We start from the raw sequence: 24,813 nt of genomic DNA, 5'->3' as shown, positions 1-24,813 counted from the left end.
GGTCAAGGAGCCGAGCTCCCCGCCCCCGTCCCGGTCACCGGCGCAGGGTGTCGCTCGGGGAGCGCCCGTGGACGCGGCGGTAGTCGACCGCGAACCGGCCGGGATTGGCGAAGCCCCACTTCGCGACGATGGCCCCGACGGTGTCGCCGCGGGTCGGGTCGGCATCCTGCAGGTCACGGTGGGCGGCGTCCATCCGCACCATCCGCAGGTACTCCAGCGGGGACTGCCCGCGGTGGCGGCGGAACGCGTGCTGGAGTCCGCGCGGACCGATGCGGGCGGCCGCGGCGATCTGCGTGATGTCGATCTCGCGATGGGCGTTGGCGTCCATGAACTCGATCGCCCGGCGGACCGTGGCCGGGTCCCCGTTCCCCGGCGGCGGCCCGAGAGGGTCGTGGAGGGCGTCGAGAGCGCTGTTCGGGAACGCCGCCAGCGCGGCCGTGGCGAGCTGGCGGAACGCCTCGGCGCGCACCAGCGGCGAAGCGACCACCTGCTCGTCGACGAGGACGTGGTACCGGACGTGGTCGACGGTCCGTGCCCAGTACGACCGGAGCGCGCCGTCGAGGGGCTCGCACAGCCCGAACCGGACACGATCGGCCGGCAGCCCGCTCAGCTCCGCGCCCACCACCTGCACACCTCGCAGGTCGAGGGCGACCGACTCGAGATCGATGGGATCCCATGCGGACGTGCCGGCACGACACGGATCCATCAGGCTGATGTCCCCGGCCCGGCAGGTCGTCGAGCGCGATCCCATGGCCGTCCGGGAGCAGCCGGACCGCACCCGGTGGACGACGAGGCTCTGGTAGGGCGCGGTATCGGTCTCGCCGCGCATGGTGTGCACCAGGTCGTCGATCCGGAACCGGTCGGTCACCAGGGAGGTCACACGCATCCGGAAGTCCGCAAGGTCGCCCGAGAGCCGCGGTGCGACCTCGGTGTAGGCGTCGGCGATCCACTGGCGGGCCATGTCGGGGTCGGTGGTGTCGAGCTCTGTGCGCCTCACGGACGCGACGTCCAGCACGGCTACCTCCCTTCCGGTGTCGGCGCTCTCCTCGGAACTAGCCGTCCACCGTCGGGCGACCCATCCGTTCGGCGGGGTCCTCGACGTCGATCCGGCCGCGGTTGAGGGGCCGCCCGGCCCGGCTCCACGCGACGACCTCGCCGGTCACGCCGACGGCCTCGACACCGATCTCGGCGAGAAGCGCCCGCGCGGCGGCGAGCCGGCCCTCGTCGCCGGCGACCAGGGCGACGAGGGCCGCGGAGGTCCGCAGCCGGACCTGGAGCGGGTCGTCGACGTCGCGGAGACGCAGGGGCAGGACGGCCAGGGCGACGGGCCACGAACCGGGGATGTGCCCCGCGGCGACGTCCTCGACCGGTCGGACGTCGAGCAGGACGACGGAGCGGGCCTCGAGGCCGGCCGCCAGGTCGGCCACGGGCAGGTCCTGGATCACCTTCCACCTCGACTCGGGTCGATGCGCTCCCCACGATCGTCGTGAACGTCGGCGTTCAGCACAGGTAGATGCCCGGCGCCCGGACCTCGGACACGCGGAGAGCCAGCACTGGTCGTCATCCGACTGGTCCTGTCGTGCGACGCACATCACCCGAGGGCGGCAGTGCCGCGGCAGTCTCATCCGCGCCGGGTGATGCGAGCGCCGCCCGACCCGTCTTCTCTCGACGCCGACGGGAGGAGTCGCCATGTCCGCGGTGGAGGATCTGAGCGAGCTGGTCGAACGTGCGAGTGCCGCGGAGCGCGCGGCGCTCGCCTCGAAGTGGAAGGAACGCGACGACGTCGACGCGCTGCGCCGTCACGTCCAGCGCCTCATCGACGACCAGCGGGAGATGGACCGCCTCGCCCCCGCGACCGTGGGGCCCCCGGACCCGTCCGCGGAGGGGTTCGCCGCGGCGGCGCACGCCGAGGCCGAGGCCGCCGCCGCGGTCACCGTGGCGCGCCGCGCTCTGCTCGACGCGCACCTCGCGGTCCTCGACGCCCGCCTCGCGCTCATCGACGCCGGCGAGACCGATCCCGAGGCATCCGCGGCGAACGGCCTCACCCCGCTGGCCGGGCGCAACGCGGTGAGTAGGCACGGGCCTGCGCTGGCCCACGGGCTCAGCGGCGAGGTCCGGTACATGCTCTCGCGCAAGCCGCGCTCGATCGTCAAGAGCCTGGCGGTCAGCCTGGCCCTGGGGCTGCTCTACCTCGGCGTCATCCGGGTCTTCCAGTGGGACCGGATGCAGCACTGGCTGCCCTACCTCGGGCTGTGGGCGATCTCGGTCGTCATGGGCGGCGCGGTCGTGCTCAACGCGATGAGCTTCGATGCCATGCGGGTCCGGGCCGCTCTCGACAGCGGCGCCCGCCTGTGGCACCTGCTGGTGACCAAGAACCTCGCGATCGCGTGCATCGTCGCCCCGATCGGCTTTCTGCTCAGCGGCCTGCTGGCGTGGCGGGCCGGCAACCTCGACGCCTTCTTCAAGGCCTGCGCTTTGATGATCTCCTTCATCCTGCTGTGGCTGGGCGTCGGCAACGTGCTGTCCATCCTGTTCCCGATCCGCGACGAGCCGATCTGGCACCGGCGCAAGGACGGCACGCTCAAGCAGTTCGCCGTGGTCTTCGCCGTGTCCTACGTGATCGGCTATCTCGTCAACATCATGCTGGTCTGGCGGGTGTTCGCGGCCCAGGAGTGGGCCGAGCGCCTGGGCAGCTCGGTGCTCCCGGCGATCTTCGTGATCATCAGCAGCATCGGGATGTGGATCCTCCTGACCGTCCTCGCGGTCGCGCTGTCCCAGCAGCCCAAGGTCCGCCTGGCCCTGATGCGGGAGCTCGCCGATCACCGCCCGGACGAGGCGCGCGCCGTCGCCGTGTGAGCGATCATCACGGTGTGAAGTACGGCGTCGTGCTCTTCGTCACCGACGAGACCATCGCTCCGGCGGTGCTCGGACCCGCGCTCGAGGAGCGGGGGTTCGACGCGCTGTTCGTGCCCGAGCACTCGCACATCCCCGCGAGCCGCGAGAGCCCCGCACCCGGGGGCGGTGATCTGCCGCGGCACTTCTACCGCACCGTCGACGTGTTCGTGACGCTCGCGGTGGTCGCCGTGACCACCGCGCGGCTCGCCCTCGGCACCGGGGTCGCCCTGCCGGCCGAGCGCGACGTGTTCCACACCGCCAAGCAGGTCGCCAGCCTCGACCTGGTGTCGGGAGGGCGCGCGCTGTTCGGCGTGGGCGTCGGGTGGAACCGGGAGGAGGCCCGCGACCACGGCATCGACCCCCGGCGGCGCGGCCGGGTGCTCGACGAGAAGCTCGCCGCGATGGCGCGCCTGTGGAGCGAGGAGCGCGCCGAGTTCCACGGCGAGCACGTCGACTTCGACCCGGTGTACTCGTGGCCCAAGCCCGTGCAGTCGCCGCACCCGCCGATCTACGTCGGCGGCGGCAGCGACGCCGCGCTGGCGCGCCTGCGCGACCACGGCGACGCGTGGCTGCCCGACACCGTCGACGTCGAGGACTACCGCCGGGTGCGATCGTGGCTGGCCGACCAGGGCCGTCCCGACGTGCCGTTCACGGTGTTCGGTGCCGACCCCGACACCCTCGACGTCGCCGGGTTCGACGAGGTCGGGGTCGAGCGGATCGCGTTCTGGGTGGACCCCGGCGGTGAGCGCGACGTGCTGACGCGCCTCGACGCGATCGCCGACCGCTGGATGCGCTGAACCGCCGGGGCGCACTGGTCACGCGTCGTCGGTTCCACGACATTGACGGGATGAGCGAGCGCAGCGCGAAGGACGTCGTCGCGGAGATGTTCCGGCGGCAGCAGGAGGGGGACGAGACCGTTCTCGACGACCTCGTCGCGGAGGACATGCTCAACCACGCCGCCGGTCCTCAGGGCCGCGAGGGGCTCCGACGCATCCTGGGCATCATCGACGAGGACCTCGGGCCGGTCACCGCCGAGCAGCACCACCTCATCGGGGACGGCGACCTGGTCGCCCAGCACCTCACGCTCCACGGCACCCACCGGGCGTCGACGATGCCGCTGCTCGCCGGCGAGGGCGTCTCCGGTCGACCGGCCGCCTGGACGTTCATCCACCTCTGGCGGGTCGCCGACGGCGTGATCGTCGAGCACTGGGCGTGCCGCGACGACATGGGTCTGCTCGAGCAGCTGCGCGAGTGACTCAGCGTGGGAAGTCGGCGGCGCCCATCCCGACGGCGTGGCCGGCGGGCCACTGGACCAGCTCGATGCGGTGGCCGTCCGGGTCGGCGATCCAGGTCGTGCGGAAGTCGGCGGACCCGTCCGGCGAGGTGGGCGGCTCGGCCTCGATGCCGCGGGCGGCCAGCGCGGCCAGGACGGCGTCCATGGACTCGACGTGGATGACGAAGTGGCTCGGGCCGCTGCTGGGAGCCGGCGGAGCGTCGGGATCGTGGACGAGCTCGATGGTGACGAACTCGTCGCCGGGGAGGCCCAGCATCGTCAGGTCTCCGAGCCCGGTGCCGGGAACGGCACCCACGACCTCGTAGCCGACGGCGGTGTAGAAGGCGAGCGAGCGGTCGATGTCGGCGACCCGCAGCCCGAAGTGCAGCGTCCTCACCGGACCACGTCCAGGACGCGGGGCACGTACTCGAGCATCTGCAGCCGCCCGTCGAAGGTGCGGTGATCGACCAGGTCGAGGGCGACGTCGGGGTAGCCGTCGAAGAAGCGGTCTCGCCCGGTGACGCCGGTGATCACCGGGAAGACGACGACGCGCAGGCGGTCGACCAGCCCCGCGGTGAGCAGCGACCGGCCGAGGCTCAGGCTGCCGATGGTGCGCAGCGGCCGGTGGTCGCGCTGCTTCATGTCCCGCACGGCCGCGACGGCGTCGCCGGCGACCAGCTCGGTGTTGGCCCACGACAGCGGCCCCTCGACGGTGGAGGAGAACACGACCTTGGGCATGGCGGTGAGGGCGGCGAAGCCGGGGTCGTCGCCCATCGCGGCCGCGAACCCGGACATCAGCCGGTAGGTCGTCGCCCCCAGGAGTGCGACGTGCTGCGTCTCCGACGTCTCGCCGATCCACGCGAGGTACTCGGGCCCCTCCATCCCCCAGTACCCGGGCCAGCCCTCGGCGGCCCCGTACCCGTCCAGGGACATGATCAGGTCCACCATCAGGCTCGACATCGCTCGACCTCCTCAACTCATCGGTTGAGTAATTCGTAGCGTTCTAGGACTGACTAGTCAAGAACGAGGACTTCGCCGTCGGGGTGCCGCGGAGCGCGGGGGTGCCGCGCGCATGTGGTCGCGCACCGGGGTCAGGAGGCCGGCGAGGGTCCGGGCGTCGTCCCGCGAGAGCGGCTCGAAGAGCAGGTCGCTCACGACCTCCTCGTGGCCGGGGAGGACCCGCGCGATCAGCGCGCGGCCGGCGTCGGTGATGGTGACGGCGACGCCGCGCTCGTCGTCGGGGGAGGGCGCGCGGGTGACGAGGCCGGCCTTCTCCAGCAGGCCCACCTGGTAGGTCAGGCCGCTGCGGCTGTAGACGATGGCGTCGGCCAGGTCGGTCATGCGGTGGCTGCCGGTCGCGGTCTGGTCGAGCCGCATGAGGACCTGGAAGCGGACGAACGTGAGGTCGCCGTCCTCGCGGAGCTGTTGCTCGATCCCGTGCTGGAGCAGGGCGGACACCTCGACGAGCGCGAAGTACGCACCCAGCTGGACGGGGTCGACGGCGTGCGAGGGGTCCGGCATCGGCCGAGTCTACTTGCTTCGAATTCGAAGCACGGTTAGCGTCGTTCCCAAGGTGCTTCGAGTTCGAAGCACACGGGTGCGGACGAAGCGAGGCTCCTCCGATGAAGGCAGTGCGGTTCCACGCCTACGGCGGTCCCGAGGTCCTGCGGTACGAGGACGTGGAGCAGCCGGTCCCCGGCGCCGGGCAGGTGCGGCTCCGTGTCGCCGCGTCGGCGTTCAACCTGGTGGACGACGGCATCCGCGGGGGCTACCTGCAGGAACCGTTCCCGGTGGCCCTGCCGCACGTCCCGGGGATCGAGGTCAGCGGGACCGTGGACGCCGTCGGTGAGGGTGTCGACGGCCTCCGGGTCGGTGACGACGTGATCGGCTTTCTACCGATGGTGGCCGACGGCGCGGCCGCGGAGTACGTCGTCGCGCCGGCCGAGGTCCTGGTCGCGGCGCCGCGCACCGTCCCGCTGACCGACGCCGCCGCGCTGCCGATGGTGGGGCTCACCGCGTGGCAGGCGCTGGTCGACGACGCGAAGGTGGTGGCCGGCCAGCGCGTCCTGATCAACGGCGCGAGCGGTGCGGTCGGCGGCTACGCCGTGCAGCTCGCGAAGAACGCCGGGGCGCACGTCATCGCCACCGGCGGCCCGCGCAGCAGCGAGCGCCTCCGGGCGCAGGGCGCCGACGAGGTCGTCGACCACATCACCACCGACGTCGTGGCCGCGGTCGAGGAGCCGGTCGACGTCCTGCTCAACCTCGCCCCGGTCACGCCCGAGCAGCTCGCCGCGCTCGTGACCCGGGTCCGCGACGGCGGCGTCGTCGTGAACACCGTGCCGCGGACGCCCGCGCCCGCCGACGAGGCGCGCGGCGTGCGCGCCGTCGACGTCTTCGTCCGCAACGACGCCGAGCTGCTGGCGCGGCTGGTGGGCATGGTCGACCGCGGGGAGCTGCGCGTCGACGTCGACCGGCGGGTGGCGCTGGCCGACCTGGCGTCGATCCACGCCGAGGCGACGGCCGGCACGCTGCGGGGCAAGGTCGTCGTGCTCGCTCCGACGGGCTGAGCCCGGTCACCGTGGCGCGAGATCGTCCTCCAGCATCGCCCGCAGGCGGAACTTCTGGATCTTCGTCGCCGACATCGGCCAGCTGGTGACGAAGCGGACCTCGCGCGGCACCTTGTACGAGGCGAGGCTGCCGCGGCAGAAGGCGATGAGCTCGTCCGCCGTGCAGTCCGCGCCGCCGGACAGCTCGACGAAGGCCACCGGCTCCTCGCCGTACCGCTCCGACGGGCGACCGACGACCTGGGCCATCCGCACCGCCGGGTGCGTGCTCAGGTAGGCCTCCACCTCGAGCGGCGAGACGTTCTCGCCGCCGACCTTGAGGACGTCCTTCGTGCGCCCGAGGAACAGCAGGGAGCCGTTGGCGTTCACGCTCCCCGAGTCGCCGGTGCGGACCCAGCCGCCGGGCAGGATCGTCTCGGCCGTCGCCTCGGGGTCCCGGTAGTAGGCGCGGAAGGCGTTCACGCCCCGGAACTGGATCTCGCCGGGTGTGTCCACGGGGACGACCGTCGCGGGCTCCCCGGGGTCCGTGATCCGCACCTCGATGCCGGGGATCGGGCGCCCGTTGCGCCCCAGGCGATCGCGCTCGGGCTCGTCGAGGGTCGTCGTCGTGATCATCCCGGCGCCCTCGGTCATGCCGAAGTCGGTGAGCAGGACCGCGGTCTCGGGCAACAGCTGCTGGATCATCTCCTGGGTCTCGCGGGGCGCCACGTTGAGCACGGTCCGCACGGCGCGCAGCCGGTCCCGGTCGTAGCCCGGGGTGCGCAGCAGACCGAGCGTCAACGGCGGGAACGCCGGGAAGAGGTGCTCGGCGTGCCGGCGCTCGAGGTGGTCGAGGGCGACCTCGGGATCGAAGTGGCCCATCGACATCACCTCGGCGCCTCGCACGAGCGCTGACACGGTCGGGCCGATCCCGCCGACGTGGAAGAAGGGGCACGGGGTCCACATTGCCTCGCCGCCCCGCAGGCCAACGACGTCGGCGAAGGCCGACCAGCTGCCGATCAGGGCCCGGTGCGTGAGCTCGCAGCCCTTCGGGTCGGCGGTCGTCCCGGAGGTGTAGAGCAGCACGGCGGGGTCCTCGGCCGTCCGGCCGGCGGACGCCGCGACCACGGCGTCGTCGGGCACGTCCCGCCCCGCCGCGACCAGGGCGGTCAGGGGCGCCGCGAACGGGACGTCCTTGTCGCCGTCGAGGTGGATCCGCCGCAGGCGCGGTGCGCCCGGCGCCACGACCGCACCGGCTGCGCCCTCCGTGTGCTCCGCGAGACGCAGGCCCGGGAGCGACGCCGCCACGAGCGCGGTGAAGTCGGTGTGCTCGTCGACCGCGTCGGTGGTCACCAGGATCTCGGCGTCGCAGCGCCCCAGGACGTAGCTCAGCTCGCGGCGCTTGAACCGCGCGTTGAGCGGGACGACGACTCCGCCGGCGAGCTGCACCCCGAACACGAGCTCGACGTAGGTCGGGGAGTTCGTCATGAGGACCGCGACGTGCCCGCCGGGCCGCAGCCCGACCGCGATCAGCCCCTTCGCCAGCGCGACCGCGCGCCGGTGGAACTCCGCGTAGCTCAGGTCGAGGTCCGGGAAGGACACGAACGTGCGGTCGGGGTGCTCGCCGGCCCGGAGTCCCAGCTCGCCCGCCAGCGTGCCCATCGCGACCTCCGAGGCCCGACCGCCAAACAAACGGCAGTTTGACAACGCTGGGGGCCGGTGTCAACGTCGTCCCCACCTGCTGGGGAGCCCGGAAGGACCGGCCGCTGATGCGCTACCACGTCTACCTCGAGGGCGAACCGACGCTGGAGTCCTACCGGCTGAGCCACTGTCCGCGGGAGGACTACGCGCCGGTGTTCATCTGCCCTTTCGTGGTCCTCACCGACGCGGCCGGCGGGATCTACAACGCCATGCGGGGCATCCAGGGACAGAACAAGAACGAGACCCTGAACATGGGCGTCTACCGGCTCGACGGGCGGCTCGACGCCCAGTGCCCCGTCCTGTTCCCCTACGCCGACAACCCGATCGCCGAGCGGTACCGGGTCACCGAGAGCGCCGACGCGGTCAGCTACGTCGGCGACACCTGGCGGTACGACTTCGGCGTCAGCGACTACCGATGGGTCGACGGCTCGGGACGGCTCGACCTGACCGCGCGGCGGCTCGGCCAGGTCTGCACGTTCTGGGTTCCCTCGCAGGAGGGGTACGAGCACCCGCAGATGCTGCGCTCACACCTCGGGAAGGCCACCGGCACCCTCGACGGCGAGCCCGTCGAAGGGCTGTTCATGCTCGACTTCATCTACAGCCGCCCGGACGCGATGTGGTCCGAGATGGGCATGCTCACGAAGCTGCACAACCTCTGGCTGAACTGGCTCGTCGAGTACGAGGACGGCACCTACGAGGGCGGCTACGCCTGGCGCGGCCGGCCCGGGACGGGCTTCGCGGCGGCGCACCACGTCGCGGACGGGGTCAGCACCGCCCGCAGTGACGCGTCGGTCGCCACCCACTTCACGGAGCGCGGCACGGTGCACAAGGTCGACCTCGCCCTCGGCGCCGACACCTCGCTGGTGCTCGAGCAGTACGGGTCCACCGACTGGCCGCTGCACACGTGCGGCACCGTCAGCTCCACGAACCGGGGCAAGAAGATCGCCCGGAGCTGGAACTACACGGAGTTCTTCCCGCTGAACTGGAGCGCCGTCGCCGACTACCAGGTCGCCCACCACGCCCTCTACGGCCGCCGCCCGTCGTTCGCGCGGCTCATGCGGGGCGCGCGGGTCGTCGACCAGCGTCTGGTGTTCGACCAGGGCTGACCGCCGTCGCCGCGACCCACGCGACCGCTCGGTCGACCGTGGCGCGTGCGTCGGCGTCGAAGGGATGGACCTCGAAGCCGTGCACGGCGTGCTCGATGGTGAGGACCTCGAGCGCGGCGCCGGCGTCGTGCGCCGCGGCGACGAAGGCGTCCTGGGTCCCGGCGATGCCTGCGATCTCGTGCCCGACCCGGACGAGGAGCTTCGGCAGCGCGGGGTGCTCGCCGACGGCGTCGACGGCGTCGAACCGACGGACGTCGCCCGGCCAGTCGGGCGGCGGCGCGAGCACCGGGTAGGTCCAGGCGATCCCGCGCAGCCACTCCGGCGGGTCGCGCAGCCACGCGGCCGCCAGGACGCCGCCCCCGCTGAAGAACCACGGGACGACGCGGTCCGGGTCGACCTGGTCGAGCGCGCGGGTCCGTTCCACCACGGCGTCGAGGGTCGCGGCCGACTGCGGGTAGTGCTGGTCGGTGTACAGGGGATGGTCGAAGGTGATCCCGACCAGCCCGGCGTGGGCGGCGAGCGCCCCGTAGCCGCGGAAGACGGCCGAGTCCCGGGGGCGCGGGGTGTGGCCCTCCGGGACGGGACCACCGTGGATGAAGATCACCGCGGGGCGGCGCCCGGCGTGATCGGAGCGCACGTGGACGTCGAGCACGTCCTCCCGGAACCGCGTCACGGGGTCGACGTCGTGGAAGAACGGCGGTCCCTCGGGCGCGGCCATGTCGACCATCGCAGCAGAACCGGGGGGTCAGAACCAGCGGTCGCTCGCGAGGCGGGCGCCTTCGGCGAGGGCGGCGAACTTGGCCCAGACGACCTGGGGGTCGACGGCGGCCTGGCCGACCCAGGTGCCGTAGCCGCAGTCGGTGCCGGCGACGACGTTCTCGGCGCCGACGCGCTCGGCGTAGCGGGCGATGCGCTGCGCGACGAGCTCGGGGTGCTCGATGACGTTGGTCTTGGACTCGAGCACGCCCGGGACGAGGACCGTGCCGTCGGGCAGGGCGACGTCGTCGAACACCGTGAACTCGTGGGCGTGGCGGGGGTTCGCCGCCTCGAACGCGATCGCGGCGGGGCGGGCGCGCAGGACGTCGCGGACGATCGTGGCGAACGGGATGTCGCGATGGTGGGGGCCGTCGTAGTTGCCCCAGCACACGTGCAGGCGCAGCAGCTCGGGATCGATGCCGGCGGTGGCGTGGTCGATGGCCTCGAGGTTCTGGCGCAGCCGGGCGAGGAACTGCTCGTCGGAGAGGTCGGCGTAGCGGACGTGGCGCCCCATCGCGAGATCCGGGCAGTCGAGCTGCACGGTGATGCCGGCGGCGGCGATGGCCTCGTACTCCGGGCGCATCGCGTCGGCGATGGCGAGCAGGTAGTCCTCGTAGGACCCGTAGTGCTGGTCGTCGAAGAACAGCGCGACCAGCCCGGGCGACGCGGCGGTGAGGAACCGGCCGGTCGGGTCGCCGTCCGCGGCGAGCAGGTTCGCGACGTCGTGCTGCACGGCGTCGTCGCCCGTGGGCGCCACCGGGCCGGTGCAGGCCGGCGTCTTCCGCCGCGAGCGCCCCGGGTCGGACATGACCCGCTGCGCCATCGACGGGAAGTCGTCGAGGTCGCGGTAGGAGAAGGTCACCGACTCGCCGTCGAACCCGGTGAGCCGGTACTTCGGGTAGGAGGCGTAGCTCGGCTTGCTCATCTCCCCGTCGTTCACGAGGTCGATGCCGGCGTCGAGCTGGTGTCCGACCACCTCCGCCACCGCGGCGCGGACCCGCTCCGCCAGCGCGGCGCGGTCGACGGGCACGCCCTCCTCCTGGGCGAACATGGTGCGGACAAGGTCGTCGGGCCGGGGCAGGCTCCCGACGTGGGTGGTCAGGAACCTCTCGGTGCTGCGCTGCACGCGATCAGCCTGTCACCACAGCGGTCACCACCGCAGGACGCGCCGGCGGCCCGGGTGCCACAGCCACGACCGACGGGGACGCGACGCGTGGCGGTCGGGGTGGCCCCGCTCACGAACGCAGGCCACCTCCGTGGGGTAGTGGGCGACCCCGCCGAAGGTGTTCCAACGGCGCCAGAACCAGGCGCGGTCCCCGCAGCGCCGGTCCTCGGGCGCCACCGCGACCGGCTCCGCGGTCCACTCCTCGACCGCGGCGGCGGGCTCGGGTCGGCGTCGGGGCACGGCGCTACCGCAGGGAACGGTGGGCGTCGCGGAAGGCGGGCACCGCGTCGGCCCCGCTGACGGCGTCGGCGCTGATCACCTCGTCGACCGCCCGCCCGCGCAGCACCTGCTTGATCGGGCGTTCGAGCTTCTTGCCGGTGAGCGTGCGCGGCACCGCCGGGACCGCGGCGATGAGGTCGGGCACGTGCCGCGGGGACAGGTTGCGACGCAGGCCGTCGGCGATCCGCTTCCGCAGGTCGTCGTCCAGGTCGGCGTCGGACGCGAGGGCGACGAACAGGAGCAGCTCGCCCGAGCCGCCCTCGTCGTCCTCGAGGTGCACGACCAGCGAGTCGGCCACCTCCGGCATGTCCTCGACGACGTCGTAGAACTCGGCGGTGCCCAACCGCACCCCGCCCCGGTTCAGCGTCGCGTCGGAGCGCCCGGTGATCACGCAGCTGCCGCGCTCCGTGAACCGCACCCAGTCGCCGTGGCGCCACACGCCCGGGAAGGCGTCGAAGTAGGCCTCGCGGTAGCGCTCGCCGTCGGGGTCGTTCCAGAACCCGACCGGCATCGAGGGCATCGGGGCGCGCACGACGAGCTCCCCGAGCTGCCCGACCACGGTGTCGCCGTCCTCGTCGAAGGCGGCGACGTCGTGCCCGAGCCCGGGCCCGGCCATCTCGCCGCGGTACACCGGCAGCCACGGCCCGCCGCCCACGAAGCCGCTGCAGACGTCCGTCCCTCCGCTGAACGGGTTGAGGACGACGTCCGGCCCGAGGTGGGCGTAGACGTAGTCGAACGCCTCCGGCGGCAGCGGCGCACCGGTCGTGCCCAGCTGGCGCAGCTCCGGCCACCGCGGCGGCACGACGCCCTCCTTGCGGCACGCCGTCAGGTAGCCCGGGCTGGCCCCGAGCAGCGCGACGCCGGTCTCGGCCGCGAGCTGCCACTGCGCCTCGAGGTCGGGCCACAGCGGGTTCCCGTCCAGCAGCACGAGGACGCCGCGGTGCAGCAGCACCGAGATCGTGATGTTCCACATCGCCCAGCCGGTGGTGGTGAACCACAGGGTCCGGTCGCCGGGGCGGATGTCGAAGTGCAGGGCGAACAGCCGCAGGTGCTCGAGCAGGATGCCGCCGTGGCCGTGCACGATCGCCTTCGGCAGGCCGGTGGTGCCCGAGGAGAACAACACGTAGAGCGGGTGGTCGAACGGGAGGTCGGCGAACTCCAGCGGTCCGGTCTCGGCCAGCAGCTCGTCCCACGTCAGCGCGTCCGGCACCGGGTGCGGGCCGTAGTCCAGCCCGACGACGTGCTCGACGGTCGGGAGGCCCGCGCGGATCCGTGCGAGCTCGTCGCGCTGGTCGATCTCCTTGGCCCCGTACCGGTAGGAGGCGACGGCCAGCAGCACCGTCGGCTCAAGCTGGCCGAGCCGGTCGACGACGCTGCGGGCACCGAACTCGGGTGCGCACGACGCCCAGATCGCGCCCAGGCTCGCCGCGGCCAGGAACACCACGAGCGTCTCCGGCACGTGGGGCAGGTAGCCGACGACGCGGTCGCCCTCGGTCACCCCCAGGCGCGCCAGCCCGGCGCGGGCCCGGGCGACCTGGTCACGCAGCTCGCCGTACGTGAGCTCGCGGGACTCGCGCGTCTGCGAGCGGGCGATGAGCGCGGTGCGGTCGGTGTCGTCGTCGGTGCCCATCATGTGGGCGGCGTAGTTCACGCGGGCGCCGGGGAACCACCGCGCCCCCGGCATCGCCGACGACCCGAGCACCCGCTCGTAGGACCCCGGCACGCCGAAGTGGTCCCAGATCGACCCCCAGAACGCCTCGGGCTCGGCCACCGACCACCCGAACAGGCCCCAGTAGTCGTCGAACGTCAGTCCGCGGGTCGACGACAGGTGGGCGAGGTAGGCCTCGAGGCCGGTGCCCTCGATCGGACCCGCCGGGCGCATCAGGGCCGGTGCCTCGGGAGCGTCCATGACCCCGATCGTGCCGTGACCGGCGTCTCACCGCGAGACCGGACCGATCAGCCGGAGTCGGGGTGCGCGACCACCGAGAGGAAGCGGATCGGGAGCTCGACCAGCTCCGTCGGGCCGTGGACGCCCTCGCCGTCGAGCTGGAGCGCGTCGCCGGGCCGCATGTCGTAGCTGGCGCCGCCGTGGCCGTAGACCATGTGCCCCTCGAGCATGTAGAGCAGCTCCGTGCCGGGGTGCTGGAAGAGAGGGAACACTTCGCTGCGCTCGGTGAGCGTCACGAGGTGCGCCTCCATGCGGTTGTGCTGGCCGCGCAGCCCCCCGAGCAGGGTGTAGTCGTGCCCGACGCGGGTGCCGCGGGCGACGATGCGGGCCCCGGCCCCGGACGCGGTGTGGACCGCCTCGCGCTCGACGTCGGCGCCCCGGAAGAAGGCGGTCACCGGGATGTCGAGGGCGTCCGCGAGCCGCGCCAGCGTCGTGAGGCTGCACGAGATCTGCGCGTGCTCGATCTTCGAGAGCATCGGCTTGGAGATCCCGGTGCGCACCGCCATCTCGGCCAGCGTGGCGCCCGAGGCCCGGCGGCGCCGGTGGACCTCCGCGCCGATCGCCCGCTCGAGCCTGCCCTCCTGCGAGGCCGGGCGCTCGACCTCCCGTGCCGCGGGACCCCGGTCGGATACGTCGGCGACGTCGGTGCCCGGTGGGTCCTCCTTGCTCATCGGGACTCCTCGCGTCGACACCGTGCCCGTCAGGAGTATGCCGTCACCGCTCCTCAGGAGGTGTCGACGACCTGGAAGGCCTCGACGTACTGCGCCCCGGCCGGGATGACGTCCGCGAACCGCGCGGCGTTGCGGGCGAGCAGGCCGCTGACCAGGGATTCGAGGTCGTCGCGGTGGGCGGTCTGCGAGCGGTGCGCGCGCAGGGCGGCGAGCTTCGCGGCCAGCGTCGGGCCGACGTCGACGGCGTGGTTCACCCGCTCGGGCGGGCAGCCGGCCACCCACGTCTCGGGCACGGTCCAGGCCTCGAGGCCCTCGTCGGCGAGCAGCTCCGGGTGCGCGAACGGGTTGCGGGCGTCCGGGTAGACCGCGGCGAGGGCGGCCTCGCCCGTGGCCCGGTGGTCGGGGTGGGAGACGCCGAGGCGCTCCCAGAAGTACTCCGGCGACTGCGTGAGCACCCGCTGCGGGCGGACCCGCCGCACGACGCGGCTGATGTCGCGACGCAGAGCCAGGCTCGGGGTCACCTCGCCGTCGGCGTAGCGCAGGAAGGTCAGGTCCGTGACGCCGAGCTCCGCGGCCGCGGCGCGCTGCTCCTCCTCGCGCAGACCGGCCATCTGGTCGCGGGGCGTGTCGTCGAACCCGCCGGCGTCGCCGGAGGTCACCAGGCAATACGACACCGCGATGCCCGCGGCGGTCCAGGAGGCGACGGTGCCGGCGGCCCCGAAGTCGACGTCGTCGGGGTGCGCGACCACGACCAGGGCGCGGGTGACGTCGGAGCGGACGGCGGCGGGCTCGGGCACGGAGCCGGAGCCTAGATCAGCCCCGGCCGTCCGTGCCCTCCGGTGATCCCGTCCCGGATCACGCCTCGACGGCCGCGAGCTGCTCGGCCTGCGTGGCCGCGTCCCAGTCGCCGCTGCAGTAGATCGTCAGGGCGCGGACGCGGCCCGCGGTGAGCTCGAGCAACACGAGGTTCCGCGAGTAGGTGCTCTCCGGCCGGTCGGGACCGGTGACGGTGCGCGCCGCGAACTCGAGGACGACACCGGTCTCGGTGGGGACGGCCCGGTCGGCGACCACGTCGCCACCGTACGGGAAGGCGTCGCGCAGCAGCCGGGCGAGCTCGTCGGTGCCGTGGCTGCGGACCAGGCCGAACGGCACGTTGAGCTCCACCGCGACGTCGTCGGTGTACCAGGAGCGGTCGAGCCGGCCGGTCCGGACCGCCGCGAGGAAGCCCTGCGCGACGTCGCCGCGGTGGTCGAGCGGCACGTCGAGCAGGTCCAGGTCGGTGAACCCGACACCTCCGGTCGCGAGGGCCGCGATCTCGGCGGCGACCGCGTCGGTCTCGGGGAGCGCCGAGTTCGCCATGGCGCTGTCGTGGTCGTCGAACTCGCAGATCGCGAGGTAGCGGTTCGGCGTGTGGTGGTCGGCGTAGACCGCCTCCCGGCGCAGGGTGTTCCGTCCCCGCGTCGCGGCGAGCCAGCGTGCGTCGGCGGCCCGCAGGGCCTCCGGGTCGTCGGTGGTGACGTCGATGATCTGGACGAAGGTCATGGCTGCTCTCCCTCGGGACGGTCGAGGCCCTCGTGGCCTCGCTCCACCCCTGGAGGCGTGAGGGAGCTCCGCACGATGTGCGGCGGCGGCCTCACAGCAGCCAGCGACGGGGCTGCTCGGGGGCGTAGACGCAGTAGGTGCCGGTGCGGACCGAGGCGCGCAGGTGCTTGCCGAGCCCCGGGGCGACCGCCTCGATCCGCGTGATCGCGTCGCGGATCCGCCAGGTCACCGCGGTGCGCGCCCGCTCGGCCGAGCTGCCGGCGGGTCGCGCGCGTCCCCCGAGTCCGTAGGCGCGCGAGAGCTCGGCCACGAGGTGGTCGCGCTCGCGTTCGGCGGCGGGGTCGCCGTCCTCGATCCGCTCGTCCAGGTCGGCGAGGCGGCGTCGGTAGGCCTGCCGTGCGGCCTCGTCGAGGGTGTCGCCGGTGCCGGGGAGCTCGGCCGCGGGCGGTCGGTCGCCCCCGACGAGGTCGAGCGCGTGGAACTCGCGGTCCGGCGCGGCCACCAGCCGCGCCAGGTCCGCCAGGCCCTTCACGTGGCGCAGCGTCACCCGCTCGCCGGCCTCGCCCACGGTCCACGTCTCGCCGTCGCGACGCAGGACGCCCTCGGCGCCGGCGGCCGGCCCGGCCTCGCCGATCGCCGCGCAGCGGGCCGCGAGGAGCGGGAGGTCCAGGCGCACGTAGAGCTCCCGCGCCGTCGCGGCGGACGCCGCCGCGCCCGGCAGGCCCGCGCGGGCGCGCACCTCGGCCAGGACCCGGTGGGTGTGCGCCACCGGGAGGGCGGCCCCGGCGCGGGTGTTGCGCTCGAGGGCCACCGCCAGGTGGGCCTCGGCGTCGGCGGCCTGACCGAGCACGGCCGCCACCATGCCGAGGTGCCGCCGGACCGAGCCCAACCAGGCGGCGTTGATCCCCTCCACGCCGCACCGGTCGCGGTACGGCGCGAGGAGCTCGTGGACGCGCGCCGCGACGTCCGGGTCCGGCGCGTCGTGGAGCACCTCGGCGGCCGTGCACAGCAGGGGGAGCCACTCGGAGTCCCGCGGCACGGTCGCGAGCGCGCGCGGCAGGTCGGCCAGCGCCGCCGGGCCCGCGCCCGCCGGATCGACGCGAGCGAGGTACACCTTCGTCACCGGGCTCCCGTCGCCCCACCCCGCCTCCGGGAGGTCCGCGAGCATCGCGCGGTAGCGGGCCGCCAGGTCGTCGAGCCGCCCGGCGTCGGTCAGGGCGTTGAGCCGCAGGACCTCCGCGAGCATGCGCGCGTTGCGGCTCCCGACACGCTCGCCGTCCGCGGCGGCCGCGTCGGCCTGGTCGAGGGCGTCGGCGAGGCGTCCCTCGCGCAGCGCCCGCGATCCCGCCCAGAGGGCCGGGTACCAGGTGTAGATCGGCTGGCGCGTGGGTTCGGCGAGCCGGGAGTACGCGGCGACCTCGGCGTCGAGCGAGGCGGTGTCCCCGAGCTCCGCGACCGCGACCACCCGCAGCCGGCGCCCCAGCAGCTCGCCGGCGACGTCGCCGGACGCGGCCGCGAGGTCGACGATCTCCGACGCCACGGCGAGCCGCGACTCCGTGTGGTCCGGGCCGGCGTGGGCGTCGGCCCACGCCACCAGCCCCTGCACGACGGCCGCGCTGTCCCCGAGTCGCCGGGCCATCGCCAGCGACTCCTCGGCCAGAGCGGCCTGCCGGTCCGGCGCGGCCGTGTAGGTGACCGCCACGGAGAGGCGGGCGAGCAGCGCCACCCGCAGGGTCGAGTCCCCCGCCGGCAGCGCGGCGAGTGCCTCCTCGAGGAGGTCGAGCTGTGCGGGGTCGAGCAGACGGACCTCGAAGCCGCCGAGGCCGGCGGCGTCGCCGAGGGCCGCCCGGGCGAGGAGGTCGCCGCGGCGCAGGCCGCGGGCGCCCTCGGCGGCGGCGGAGAACGCGGTGCGGGCGTCGTCGGCGCCCCGCAGTGCCGAGCGCGCCGCACCGAGCGCGAGCAGGGTCTCGACGTGTTCCGCCGACCCTGCCGACCGCAGACCGGCAGCGCGCTCGAACGCGGCCGCCGCGTCCTCGAACGCCAGGGCCGACGCGGCGCGGCGCCCGGCCGCCTCGACCGCGGCGGCCGCGACTCCGGGCTCGACCACCGGCACGGCCAGGGCCAGGTGGTCGGCGACGACGGCGACGTCGGCGTCGGGCCCGAGGGCCTCGGCGACCGCCCGGTGCGTCTCGGCCCGCGCCGGGCTCGAGAGCCCGGCGTCGAGCGTGTCGCGGACCAGGGCGTGCACGAAGGCCCACGTCGACGGCGGCCCGACCGGCGCGGCGAGCCCGGCCGCCGCCGCTTCCTCGAGCAGGGTGCCCGCCGTCGCCCACGTCGTCCCGCCGGCGGCGGCGACCACACCGAGGTCGAAGTCGACGCCCACGACGGCGGCGACGCCCAGCAGCTCGCGGCACGCGACGCTGAGCCGGCTCAGCCGGCGGGTGAGCACGGCCCGGATGCCGCCGGGGACCGTGACACTCGGTCGAGCCGCCGGGTCGGACGACAGGGCGGCGAGCTCGCGGACGAAGAGCGGGTTCCCCCCGGTCCGCCGCGTGACGGTGCGGGCGGTCTGCTCGTCGGGGGTCGTGCCGGTCGTCGACGCCATCAGCGCGGCGACCTCGCCGGAGCCCAGGCCGCGCAGCGCGATGAGCTCGCCGCGGTCGAGGAGGGGCACGGCCTCGGGGTCCAGCTCGGCGTCGCGGTAGGCGGCCAGCAGCAGCACGGGATCGGCGGCCACGTGTGCCGCCACGAAGGCCAGGGCGCGGACCGAGCCCAGGTCGGCCCAGTGCAGGTCGTCGACGGCGATCACGAGCGGTTGGCAGCGCGCCTCGGCCGAGATCGCCGCCGCGAGGGCGTCGAACAACGCGAACCGCGCGTGGTCGGACCCGGGGACGGCAGCGCCGCGCAGGTCGGCGAGCTCGCGGCCGCAGGCGCGCAGGACCTGGGTCCAGGGCCAGAACGCCGGGACGCCGTCGCCGCTCCAGCAGGTGGCGTGGACCACGGCCATCCCCCGGTCCCGGCAGCGGGCGGCCACCTCGCGGAGCAGGCGTGTCTTGCCCATCCCGGGCTCGCCGGTGACCAGCAGCAGTCGCGACGTCCCCGCGCCCGCGTCGCGGGCGGCGGCGAGGACGACGCCGAGCACGTCGTCCCGACCGATCATCGTCGACCCCGAGGGCGCGTCGATCATGACGCCTCCCGTGCTCGCCGGTCCCGGCGTCAAGCGTGGTGCGCCGTCGGGGTCCTGTCGACCTCGGCGTCGCGGTCGATGTCGATGCCGCGGCGCAGGAGCTTCAGCGTGTAGATGGTGCGGGGCGAGACGAGGTGGCTCAGGCCGGTCGCGAGCACGACGGCGATCATGAGCGGCAGGATCACCGAGTAGTTGCCGGTCAGCTCGAACACGATGAGCACGGCGGTGATCGGCGCGTGCGCCGCGCCGGCGAACACCGCGGCCATGCCGACCAGGCCGAACGCGCCGGGAGCGAGGTGCAGGCCCGGGAACATCGCCGCGGCGAGCGAGCCGAACGCGGTGCCGGCGAGCCCACCGATGAACAGCGACGGCGCGAACACCCCGCCGGAGCCGCCGATGCCGATGGTCAGGCTGGTCGCGAGCATCTTGCCGACGACGAGCAGCAGCAGGAGCCCGACCGCGTACTGCCCGGCCAGGCCGTCCTCGAGGACGGGGTAACCGACGCCGTAGAGCTGGGGCAGCGCCAGCAGCACTCCGCCGAGCAGGACGCCGCCGACCGCCGGACGCAGCCACTCGGGCCCGCGCCAGACCGCGTCGCAGGCGTCCTCGATCGCGTAGAGCACGCGGGCGAAGCCCCAGCCCAGCAGCCCGGCGAGCAGGCCGAGCAGCGCGTACAGCGGGAGCTCCGCGCTGGAGCCCAGGGCGTAGTGGGGGAGGTGCAGGATCGTGTCGTCACCCACCAGCAGCCGGGCGACGACGTTCGCGGTGACCGACGAGATCACCAGCACGCCGAAGGTCTGCGCGGCGAAGGCCCGCAGGATGATCTCCAGACCGAACACGACGCCGGCCATCGGGGCGTTGAAGGTCGCGGAGATCCCGCCGGCCGCGCCGCACGCGACCATGAGCGTGAGCCGGCCCGCGGGGACGCGCAGCGCCTGGCCGATCGACGAGCCGAGCGCGGACCCGATCTGGACGATCGGTCCCTCGCGCCCCACCGATCCGCCGGTGCCGATGCAGATCCCCGAGGCGAGCGCCTTCACGCCGGCCACCTTGGCGGGGATGCGGCCGCCGCGTTCGGCGACGGCGAGCATCACCTCGGGCACGCCGTGCCCGCGGGCCTCGGGGGCGAACCGCGTCACCAGCGGCCCGTAGACCAGACCGCCGACGACGGGGGCGAGCAGGAGGAACCAGGGCCCGAGCGCGGAGAGGTGGGTGCTCGCGACGCGGCCGGCGTCGGAGAAGTCCTCGCGACCGGTGACGAGCCAGGTGATGCCGATGATCAGATAGCGGAACACCACGGCGCCGAGGCCGGCGCCCAGCCCGATGATCAGGGCCAGCCCGACGAGGCCGGGCCGGCTGTCGGTCAGCCACCGGTGCAGGCGGCGCCCGGCGGGCGCCACCCGGCGCCACGGGCGGATCACGGGGTCACCCGGCCGAGGGCCCACTCCGGTTCGGGCACCTCGCCCGCGGCGTCGGCGAGGGAGCGCAGGCCCTCGACCACCGCGGCCCGGCGCGCGGGCGGCACGTCCGCGAGCAGGGTCCGCAGCTCGTCGCGGCGCCGGCGGCTGACGTCCTCGACGAGGTCGCGGCCCGCCTCCGAGAGCGACACGTCGACGGCGCGGCGGTCGTCGGCCGGGCGCTCGCGGACGACCAGTCCCTTGGTCTCGAGCCGCCCGCACATCCGCGTGCACGTCGGTGGCGTGACCGCCAGCGCGGTGGCGAGCTCGGCCGGGCGCATCCGGCCCCGTTGGGCCAGCACCACCAGCGCCCGGTACTGCGGCAGCGTCACGTCCTCGTCGACGGCCGCCAGCGAGCGGACGACCACGGCGAGCAGGGCCCGGCTCGCGGTCATCACCGCGTCGACGAGCTCGTCGGCGGGCTCCTCGGAGGATTGCACACGGCAATGATTGCCTTGGGCAATGTTCCGCGCAACGGGGTCTTCGTCACTCCGTGCGGGTCGGCTCTCCGCCGTCGACGCGCAGGATCCGGCCCGTGGAGGGCACGCCGCGGTCGTCGACGAGGAAGAGCATGTAGAAGCCGGTCGGCACCGTCCGGACGGCGTCGGGGACGTCGACGCGGACCCCGGTCGCCGTGCGCGTCACGCCGAGGGCCACGGACCGCTGGTCGACGCTCGTGACGTGGGTGGAGCTCGCCAGCCGCACGAGCCGCGCGCGCTGGACGCGGGCGGCGTCCGGGGTGGCGATCGCCAGCTGCTCGCCGCGCTCGGCCGTGTCCGGTGCCGTCTCGATCTGCGGCCGACGTCCCTGGAACAGGTAGGGCGGCGAGTAGATCTCCAGCCGTTGCTCGAACGTCCCGGGCACCGTGTCGTGCTCGTCGTCGAACAGCGGGTCGGAGCCCGCGGTGAGGACACGGCCGTCGGGCAGCAGGAGGCCTTCGGTGTGGTAGTTCCGCCCCACCACGGGGTCAGCGGCCGCGGTCAGGGTCCCGCCGCCGGGGCCCGGGTGGTAGAGCCGGGCCTGGAGGAGGTCGGACGCGCCCTTGCCGCGGTAGTCGCGGGAGCCGTTGCTGATCAGCATCGTGTCGTCGGGCAGCGTGACGAGGTTCGGGTAGCGCGTCGGCGCCGGGAGCTCGGGGCCGGGCGTGAAGTGAGGTGCCGGGTCGTCGAGGTCGACGAGGTCGATCCGCGCGGTCGACCGCGGGCTCTCGCCGATGCCGCCGCCGCCGACGACGGCCATGCGCTGGTCCTGGACGGGGCCGACCCAGGCGGACCCGGACGTCTCGAGCAGGTCGGGATCGCGCAGCCCGGGCAGCGGGGTGAAGGCGTTGTCGTCCAGGTCCCACAGGCCGGGGACGCGGCCCTGCTCGGCGGGCCCGTAGCCGGCGGTGGTGCCGGTGTAGAGCAGCTCGTCCGGCCGGGCGGTGGTGAACAGCCCGGGGTAGGTCGGGAAGTAGTGGGTCAGGTCCTTGCGCTCGGTCCACGTGTTCGTGACCGGGTCGAACTCCTCGGTCTGGCCGTTGAGGACCTCGCCGACGCCGTCGAGGCCGGCCGTCGCGAGGACGCGTCCGTCGACCATGGGGGTCAGCGTCGGGTACCACCGCGCGAACACCATGTCCCCGACCGGCGACCACGTCTCGGTCACGGGATCGAACGTGAACGCCTTGTCCGTCCCCTGGTAGTCCTGCTTGTCCAGGGTCATGGGGTCACCCAGCCCGTAGAGGTCGCGGCTCTGGTCCGGCGGCAGCCCGGCGACGGCGTACTGAGCCCGGTCCGGGGCCACCGCGCCCGGTCCGGGCGTCACGGCCTCGACGAACACCGTCACCTCGCTCGCGGTGACGGTGGCGCCGGTGCGCGTCGCGGTCTTGGCTGCCGGCGGCACGACCGCGTCGCGGGCGCTGCGGTAGCGCTGACCGGACGGCGCGACGAACTCGGTCCCCGCCGGCAGGGGCCGGGCGACGTCCGGGTCCTCGTTCTTCACGCGCATCGCGCCGGCGGCGTGGGTCACGGCGCCCGCGAGCTTCTCGTAGCGCGCGGTGCCGCCGGCGACGAGCAGCCGGCCGTCGGGGAGCAGGGTCTGGCCGCCGCAGAACATGTCGTCGGGCACCGGGATCATGCGCGTCGAGCCGTCCCGGGGGTCGTAGAGGAGGCTCTTGAGCGCCTTCGTGGCGAACAGGTCCTCCTTGTTGCCCGAGCCCGCGATGAGCAGGACCTTCCCGGTCGGCAGCAGGGCGGCGTGGATCGCGTTGACGCGGTCGGCCGGTGGCACGTCGACGACGTCCCACCGGCCGTGCTCCTGCAGGTAGGGCTGGCTGTTGATCAGCTGCTCGTGGCGCCACCGGCTCACGTAGGCCAGTGCGGGCGGCAGGTTGACCGCGAGCAGCACCGCCGCGGCGAGCGTGCCCAGCAGCATCGTGGATCGGCGGCGCGAAGGGCGCGGCACGTGGGGATCGCTCCTCGGGGTGGGGCCGGTTCAGGGGGCGCCGCGTGGACCGCCCCCTCGCCGACCGCGCGTCGCCCCTCGGGATGAACGACACGCGGCGTCCCGATGTGAGCCGGCGACGCCTTGCGATCGGCTGACGGCGGCCGGATCGGGGCGATCGTCAGGCAGTCGTCAGGCGGGGATCGGCATCTCCCCGGCGCGCCGGCGGGTTGGTCCCCGTGAAGCCGTGCTCGACGATCGGAGGACGTTCACCATGCAGGACCACGACGGGCCGTCGGGGAGCGAGACCGAGGCGGACCCCGCCGTCGAGCCGCCGGTGCCGTTCGGCACCGCGAGCGGGGTGCCGGCGGGCTACCGCCCCGGCTCGGTGGCGTTCGGGTCCGACGAGCCGGCGGGTCGGGCGCGAGGCCGACGTCGAGGTCCCCGCCGCGGGTGCGGGCGGTGACGGAACACCGCCGTGCGCGGGGGGACCGGCGCCGGTGGCCGTGGGCGGTCGGGGCCGTCGTGGTCGGCTTCGCGATCGGCGGCGGCCTCGCGCTCGCCGGGTCCGGCGCGCCGGCCGCGACCCCCGTGTCGCGGTCCGGGCCCGCATCTCCCACCGCGGGAGTCGTCTACGAGCTCAGCGGGGACGCGGCCCGGGTGCTGGTCACCTCCGGGCCGATCGGCGGCGTCGCGCGCGAGAACGGGGTGGGCCTGCCGTGGCGCCGGACGGCGTCCCCGGCCCGCGCGCCGGCGACCTACACGCTCACGGCGCAGTCGTCGTCCGCGGGCGCCGGACAGATCACGTGCCGGATCACCGTGGACGGACGCGTGGTCGCCGAGCAGACGTCGACCCTGCCGTACACGGTGGCCTCCTGCGTCGGCCGCGTGTCGGGACAGTGAGCTTGCGATCGGCTGACGTCTCCGGCGACCCGTGGCGTCGCCCGGGGTCGGGCGAGTGCACTGGGCTCTCCTCTCGACCGTGAGGAGGGCCCGATGCGCACCGCGTCACCGGCTCGGCGGAGGCTCTCCCGCGCCGTGGTCCGCGCGCCGATCCTGGTCTACCGCTGCGGCCTGGGCGGGCTGTTCGGGCGCCGCCTGGTGCTGCTGACCCATGTCGGGCGCCGGACGGGACGTCCGCGCCAGGTCGTGCTCGAGGTCGTCGGCCCGGGCGCCGACCCCGGGTCCTGGGTCGTGGCGTCGGGCTACGGCCCCCGTGCCGCGTGGTTCCGCAACGTCCTGGCTCACCCGGAGGTCAGCTATCAGGTCGGATGGCGGCGCCGGGACGGCTGGGCCCGCCCGCTGCCCGCCGCCGAGTCGGGACGCCTGCTCGCCGGGTACGCGGCGCGGCGTCCCCGCACGGCCGCGGCCCTCATGCGGCTGCTCGACCACGACGTCGACGGTTCCCCGGAGGCGTACGAGCGGATCGGTGCCGACGGGGAGCACGGCGTGCCGCTGGTCCTGCTCACGACCCGTCCCGACCCCGCACCGGCCTGACCCGCGGCCTACCCGGGACCCGGACGGGCCTCGTCGTCCAGCCCGACGAGGGTGAGCGCCGCGCAGAGCGCGAACGAGTCCGAGCGCATCGTCGCCTCGTGGACGAGACGCGCCTGACGGGCCGGGTCGAACCCGCTGTCCGTGCTGCCGCCGTCCCCGAGCTCCAGCGCGAGCACGCCGGTGAGGACGCGCACGTCCTCGATCATCGCGAGCCGCCGGGCGGTGGTCTCCGCCGTCTCCGTGGTGCTCGCCTCCGCCCCGAGGTGGTCCCGGGCGATGATCGCGCTGACGGCGGCCTCGCGCGCCGTGACGCCCGTGTCCGGGCAGACCACACCGGAGAGATCGACGAAATCGGGTTCGTCCACCGCGGCG

General features: G+C 74.3%; 26 protein-coding genes. 8 read left to right on the top strand and 18 right to left on the bottom strand.

Annotated elements, in window-relative coordinates; all coding sequences use genetic code 11:
- Positions 1-34: 34 nt before the first annotated feature.
- Positions 35-997 carry an AraC family transcriptional regulator gene (locus QSK03_RS22690; protein WP_285657027.1) on the bottom strand — a complete coding sequence of 321 codons (963 nt, stop codon included), beginning with the start codon at positions 995-997 and terminating at the stop codon, positions 35-37.
- A 55-nt stretch (positions 998-1,052) separates the two neighbouring features.
- Positions 1,053-1,445 carry a rhodanese-like domain-containing protein gene (locus QSK03_RS22685; RefSeq protein WP_285657024.1) on the bottom strand — a complete coding sequence of 131 codons (393 nt, stop codon included), beginning with the start codon at positions 1,443-1,445 and terminating at the stop codon, positions 1,053-1,055.
- A gap of 244 nt (positions 1,446-1,689) precedes the next feature.
- On the opposite strand from QSK03_RS22685, the gene QSK03_RS22680 reads away from it, so the two are divergent.
- From QSK03_RS22680 to QSK03_RS22670, 3 genes are read left to right on the top strand one after another with little or no spacing between them, the layout of a single operon-like run.
- Complete coding sequence (locus tag QSK03_RS22680; protein WP_285657022.1) at positions 1,690-2,856, top strand: hypothetical protein; 1,167 nt, start codon at positions 1,690-1,692, stop codon at positions 2,854-2,856.
- Between the two features lie 14 nt (positions 2,857-2,870).
- The gene (locus QSK03_RS22675) at positions 2,871-3,692 is read left to right on the top strand and encodes an LLM class F420-dependent oxidoreductase (RefSeq protein ID WP_285657020.1); all 822 of its coding nucleotides are present in this window, start codon (positions 2,871-2,873) and stop codon (positions 3,690-3,692) included.
- A gap of 50 nt (positions 3,693-3,742) precedes the next feature.
- A complete protein-coding gene (locus tag QSK03_RS22670; protein ID WP_285657017.1) occupies positions 3,743-4,150 on the top strand; it encodes an ester cyclase in 408 nt (135 codons plus the stop codon).
- Position 4,151: 1 nt separating this feature from the next.
- Here QSK03_RS22670 and QSK03_RS22665 read toward each other — a convergent pair whose 3' ends face one another.
- Genes QSK03_RS22665 through QSK03_RS22655 form a run of 3 tightly spaced genes read right to left on the bottom strand, consistent with a single transcriptional unit; the run spans position 4,152 to position 5,689 of the window.
- Positions 4,152-4,565: a VOC family protein gene (locus QSK03_RS22665; RefSeq protein WP_285657011.1), complete on the bottom strand. Its 414-nt coding sequence runs from the start codon at positions 4,563-4,565 to the stop codon at positions 4,152-4,154.
- The gene (locus QSK03_RS22660) at positions 4,562-5,128 is read right to left on the bottom strand and encodes a dihydrofolate reductase family protein (RefSeq protein WP_285657009.1); all 567 of its coding nucleotides are present in this window, start codon (positions 5,126-5,128) and stop codon (positions 4,562-4,564) included. Before QSK03_RS22660 ends, QSK03_RS22665 begins: the two co-directional genes overlap by 4 nt.
- A 57-nt stretch (positions 5,129-5,185) precedes the next feature.
- Positions 5,186-5,689 carry a MarR family winged helix-turn-helix transcriptional regulator gene (locus QSK03_RS22655; protein WP_285657007.1) on the bottom strand — a complete coding sequence of 168 codons (504 nt, stop codon included), beginning with the start codon at positions 5,687-5,689 and terminating at the stop codon, positions 5,186-5,188.
- A 101-nt stretch (positions 5,690-5,790) separates the two neighbouring features.
- On the opposite strand from QSK03_RS22655, the gene QSK03_RS22650 reads away from it, so the two are divergent.
- Positions 5,791-6,735, top strand: coding sequence for an NADP-dependent oxidoreductase (locus QSK03_RS22650; protein WP_285657004.1), 945 nt, complete (start codon positions 5,791-5,793; stop codon positions 6,733-6,735).
- Between the two features lie 6 nt (positions 6,736-6,741).
- Here QSK03_RS22650 and QSK03_RS22645 read toward each other — a convergent pair whose 3' ends face one another.
- On the bottom strand, positions 6,742-8,373 hold the full coding sequence (locus QSK03_RS22645; protein WP_285657000.1) for a class I adenylate-forming enzyme family protein: 1,632 nt from the start codon (positions 8,371-8,373) through the stop codon (positions 6,742-6,744).
- 107 nt (positions 8,374-8,480) lie between these two features.
- Here QSK03_RS22645 and QSK03_RS22640 point away from each other — a divergent pair, with 107 nt between their 5' ends.
- Entirely contained in the window at positions 8,481-9,518 is a 1,038-nt protein-coding gene (locus tag QSK03_RS22640) for a hypothetical protein (RefSeq protein WP_285656994.1), read from the top strand.
- Here the strand turns inward: QSK03_RS22640 and QSK03_RS22635 are convergent.
- From QSK03_RS22635 to glxA, 11 genes are all read right to left on the bottom strand, one after another.
- Positions 9,466-10,236 (bottom strand): alpha/beta hydrolase family protein, encoded by a 771-nt coding sequence (locus tag QSK03_RS22635; protein ID WP_285656991.1) that lies wholly within the window; start codon positions 10,234-10,236, stop codon positions 9,466-9,468. The genes QSK03_RS22640 and QSK03_RS22635 overlap by 53 nt on opposite strands.
- 27 nt (positions 10,237-10,263) lie before the next feature.
- Complete coding sequence (locus tag QSK03_RS22630) at positions 10,264-11,400, bottom strand: cobalamin-independent methionine synthase II family protein (RefSeq protein ID WP_285656988.1); 1,137 nt, start codon at positions 11,398-11,400, stop codon at positions 10,264-10,266.
- A 24-nt stretch (positions 11,401-11,424) separates the two neighbouring features.
- Positions 11,425-11,679 carry a hypothetical protein gene (locus tag QSK03_RS22625; RefSeq protein ID WP_285656983.1) on the bottom strand — a complete coding sequence of 85 codons (255 nt, stop codon included), beginning with the start codon at positions 11,677-11,679 and terminating at the stop codon, positions 11,425-11,427.
- 4 nt (positions 11,680-11,683) lie between these two features.
- Complete coding sequence (locus QSK03_RS22620; protein WP_285656979.1) at positions 11,684-13,627, bottom strand: acetoacetate--CoA ligase; 1,944 nt, start codon at positions 13,625-13,627, stop codon at positions 11,684-11,686.
- A gap of 47 nt (positions 13,628-13,674) precedes the next feature.
- Positions 13,675-14,337, bottom strand: a complete 663-nt coding sequence (locus QSK03_RS22615; protein ID WP_285656977.1) for a helix-turn-helix domain-containing protein — start codon at positions 14,335-14,337, stop codon at positions 13,675-13,677.
- A 53-nt stretch (positions 14,338-14,390) separates the two neighbouring features.
- The gene (locus tag QSK03_RS22610; RefSeq protein WP_285656975.1) at positions 14,391-15,134 is read right to left on the bottom strand and encodes a PIG-L deacetylase family protein; all 744 of its coding nucleotides are present in this window, start codon (positions 15,132-15,134) and stop codon (positions 14,391-14,393) included.
- A gap of 58 nt (positions 15,135-15,192) precedes the next feature.
- Entirely contained in the window at positions 15,193-15,879 is a 687-nt protein-coding gene (locus QSK03_RS22605; protein WP_285656973.1) for a nuclear transport factor 2-like protein, read from the bottom strand.
- 91 nt (positions 15,880-15,970) lie between these two features.
- Positions 15,971-19,066, bottom strand: a complete 3,096-nt coding sequence (locus tag QSK03_RS22600; RefSeq protein ID WP_285656972.1) for an ATP-binding protein — start codon at positions 19,064-19,066, stop codon at positions 15,971-15,973.
- A 29-nt stretch (positions 19,067-19,095) separates the two neighbouring features.
- The gene (locus QSK03_RS22595; RefSeq protein ID WP_285656970.1) at positions 19,096-20,487 is read right to left on the bottom strand and encodes a chloride channel protein; all 1,392 of its coding nucleotides are present in this window, start codon (positions 20,485-20,487) and stop codon (positions 19,096-19,098) included.
- Entirely contained in the window at positions 20,484-20,963 is a 480-nt protein-coding gene (locus QSK03_RS22590; RefSeq protein ID WP_285656967.1) for a MarR family winged helix-turn-helix transcriptional regulator, read from the bottom strand. Before QSK03_RS22590 ends, QSK03_RS22595 begins: the two co-directional genes overlap by 4 nt.
- A 46-nt stretch (positions 20,964-21,009) precedes the next feature.
- Positions 21,010-22,965: a radical copper oxidase GlxA gene (gene glxA, locus QSK03_RS22585; RefSeq protein ID WP_285656965.1), complete on the bottom strand. Its 1,956-nt coding sequence runs from the start codon at positions 22,963-22,965 to the stop codon at positions 21,010-21,012.
- Between the two features lie 253 nt (positions 22,966-23,218).
- Here glxA and QSK03_RS22580 point away from each other — a divergent pair, with 253 nt between their 5' ends.
- The 3 genes from QSK03_RS22580 (at position 23,219) to QSK03_RS22570 (ending at position 24,441) form a co-directional block, all read left to right on the top strand.
- Positions 23,219-23,410: a hypothetical protein gene (locus QSK03_RS22580; RefSeq protein ID WP_285656963.1), complete on the top strand. Its 192-nt coding sequence runs from the start codon at positions 23,219-23,221 to the stop codon at positions 23,408-23,410.
- On the top strand, positions 23,407-23,847 hold the full coding sequence (locus tag QSK03_RS22575) for an MmpS family transport accessory protein (RefSeq protein WP_285656961.1): 441 nt from the start codon (positions 23,407-23,409) through the stop codon (positions 23,845-23,847). Before QSK03_RS22580 ends, QSK03_RS22575 begins: the two co-directional genes overlap by 4 nt.
- A 93-nt stretch (positions 23,848-23,940) precedes the next feature.
- Entirely contained in the window at positions 23,941-24,441 is a 501-nt protein-coding gene (locus QSK03_RS22570) for a nitroreductase family deazaflavin-dependent oxidoreductase (protein WP_285656959.1), read from the top strand.
- 8 nt (positions 24,442-24,449) lie between these two features.
- Here the strand turns inward: QSK03_RS22570 and QSK03_RS22565 are convergent, their stop codons facing one another.
- The gene (locus QSK03_RS22565; protein ID WP_285656957.1) at positions 24,450-24,806 is read right to left on the bottom strand and encodes a hypothetical protein; all 357 of its coding nucleotides are present in this window, start codon (positions 24,804-24,806) and stop codon (positions 24,450-24,452) included.
- Between the last annotated feature and the right edge of the window lie 7 nt (positions 24,807-24,813).

Origin of the sequence: Actinomycetospora sp. NBRC 106375 (assembly GCF_030269665.1) — a bacterium.
Classification (GTDB): Bacteria; Actinomycetota; Actinomycetes; order Mycobacteriales; family Pseudonocardiaceae; genus Actinomycetospora.
Note: the sequence above shows the minus strand (reverse complement) of the source record. Positions and strands in the feature narration are given on the sequence as shown.

What these genes read in the sequence shown, in the direction of transcription:
- QSK03_RS22605 (WP_285656973.1), bottom strand. Translation starts at nt 15,879, where the DNA reads ATGACCTTCGTCCAGATCATCGACGTCACCACCGACGACCCGGAGGCC.
- QSK03_RS22600 (WP_285656972.1), bottom strand. Translation starts at nt 19,066, where the DNA reads ATGATCGACGCGCCCTCGGGGTCGACGATGATCGGTCGGGACGACGTG.
- QSK03_RS22615 (WP_285656977.1), bottom strand. Translation starts at nt 14,337, where the DNA reads ATGAGCAAGGAGGACCCACCGGGCACCGACGTCGCCGACGTATCCGAC.
- QSK03_RS22640 (WP_285656994.1), top strand. Translation starts at nt 8,481, where the DNA reads ATGCGCTACCACGTCTACCTCGAGGGCGAACCGACGCTGGAGTCCTAC.
- QSK03_RS22650 (WP_285657004.1), top strand. Translation starts at nt 5,791, where the DNA reads ATGAAGGCAGTGCGGTTCCACGCCTACGGCGGTCCCGAGGTCCTGCGG.
- QSK03_RS22570 (WP_285656959.1), top strand. Translation starts at nt 23,941, where the DNA reads ATGCGCACCGCGTCACCGGCTCGGCGGAGGCTCTCCCGCGCCGTGGTC.
- QSK03_RS22645 (WP_285657000.1), bottom strand. Translation starts at nt 8,373, where the DNA reads ATGGGCACGCTGGCGGGCGAGCTGGGACTCCGGGCCGGCGAGCACCCC.
- QSK03_RS22635 (WP_285656991.1), bottom strand. Translation starts at nt 10,236, where the DNA reads ATGGCCGCGCCCGAGGGACCGCCGTTCTTCCACGACGTCGACCCCGTG.
- QSK03_RS22660 (WP_285657009.1), bottom strand. Translation starts at nt 5,128, where the DNA reads ATGTCGAGCCTGATGGTGGACCTGATCATGTCCCTGGACGGGTACGGG.
- QSK03_RS22680 (WP_285657022.1), top strand. Translation starts at nt 1,690, where the DNA reads ATGTCCGCGGTGGAGGATCTGAGCGAGCTGGTCGAACGTGCGAGTGCC.
- QSK03_RS22620 (WP_285656979.1), bottom strand. Translation starts at nt 13,627, where the DNA reads ATGGACGCTCCCGAGGCACCGGCCCTGATGCGCCCGGCGGGTCCGATC.
- QSK03_RS22655 (WP_285657007.1), bottom strand. Translation starts at nt 5,689, where the DNA reads ATGCCGGACCCCTCGCACGCCGTCGACCCCGTCCAGCTGGGTGCGTAC.
- QSK03_RS22580 (WP_285656963.1), top strand. Translation starts at nt 23,219, where the DNA reads ATGCAGGACCACGACGGGCCGTCGGGGAGCGAGACCGAGGCGGACCCC.
- QSK03_RS22670 (WP_285657017.1), top strand. Translation starts at nt 3,743, where the DNA reads ATGAGCGAGCGCAGCGCGAAGGACGTCGTCGCGGAGATGTTCCGGCGG.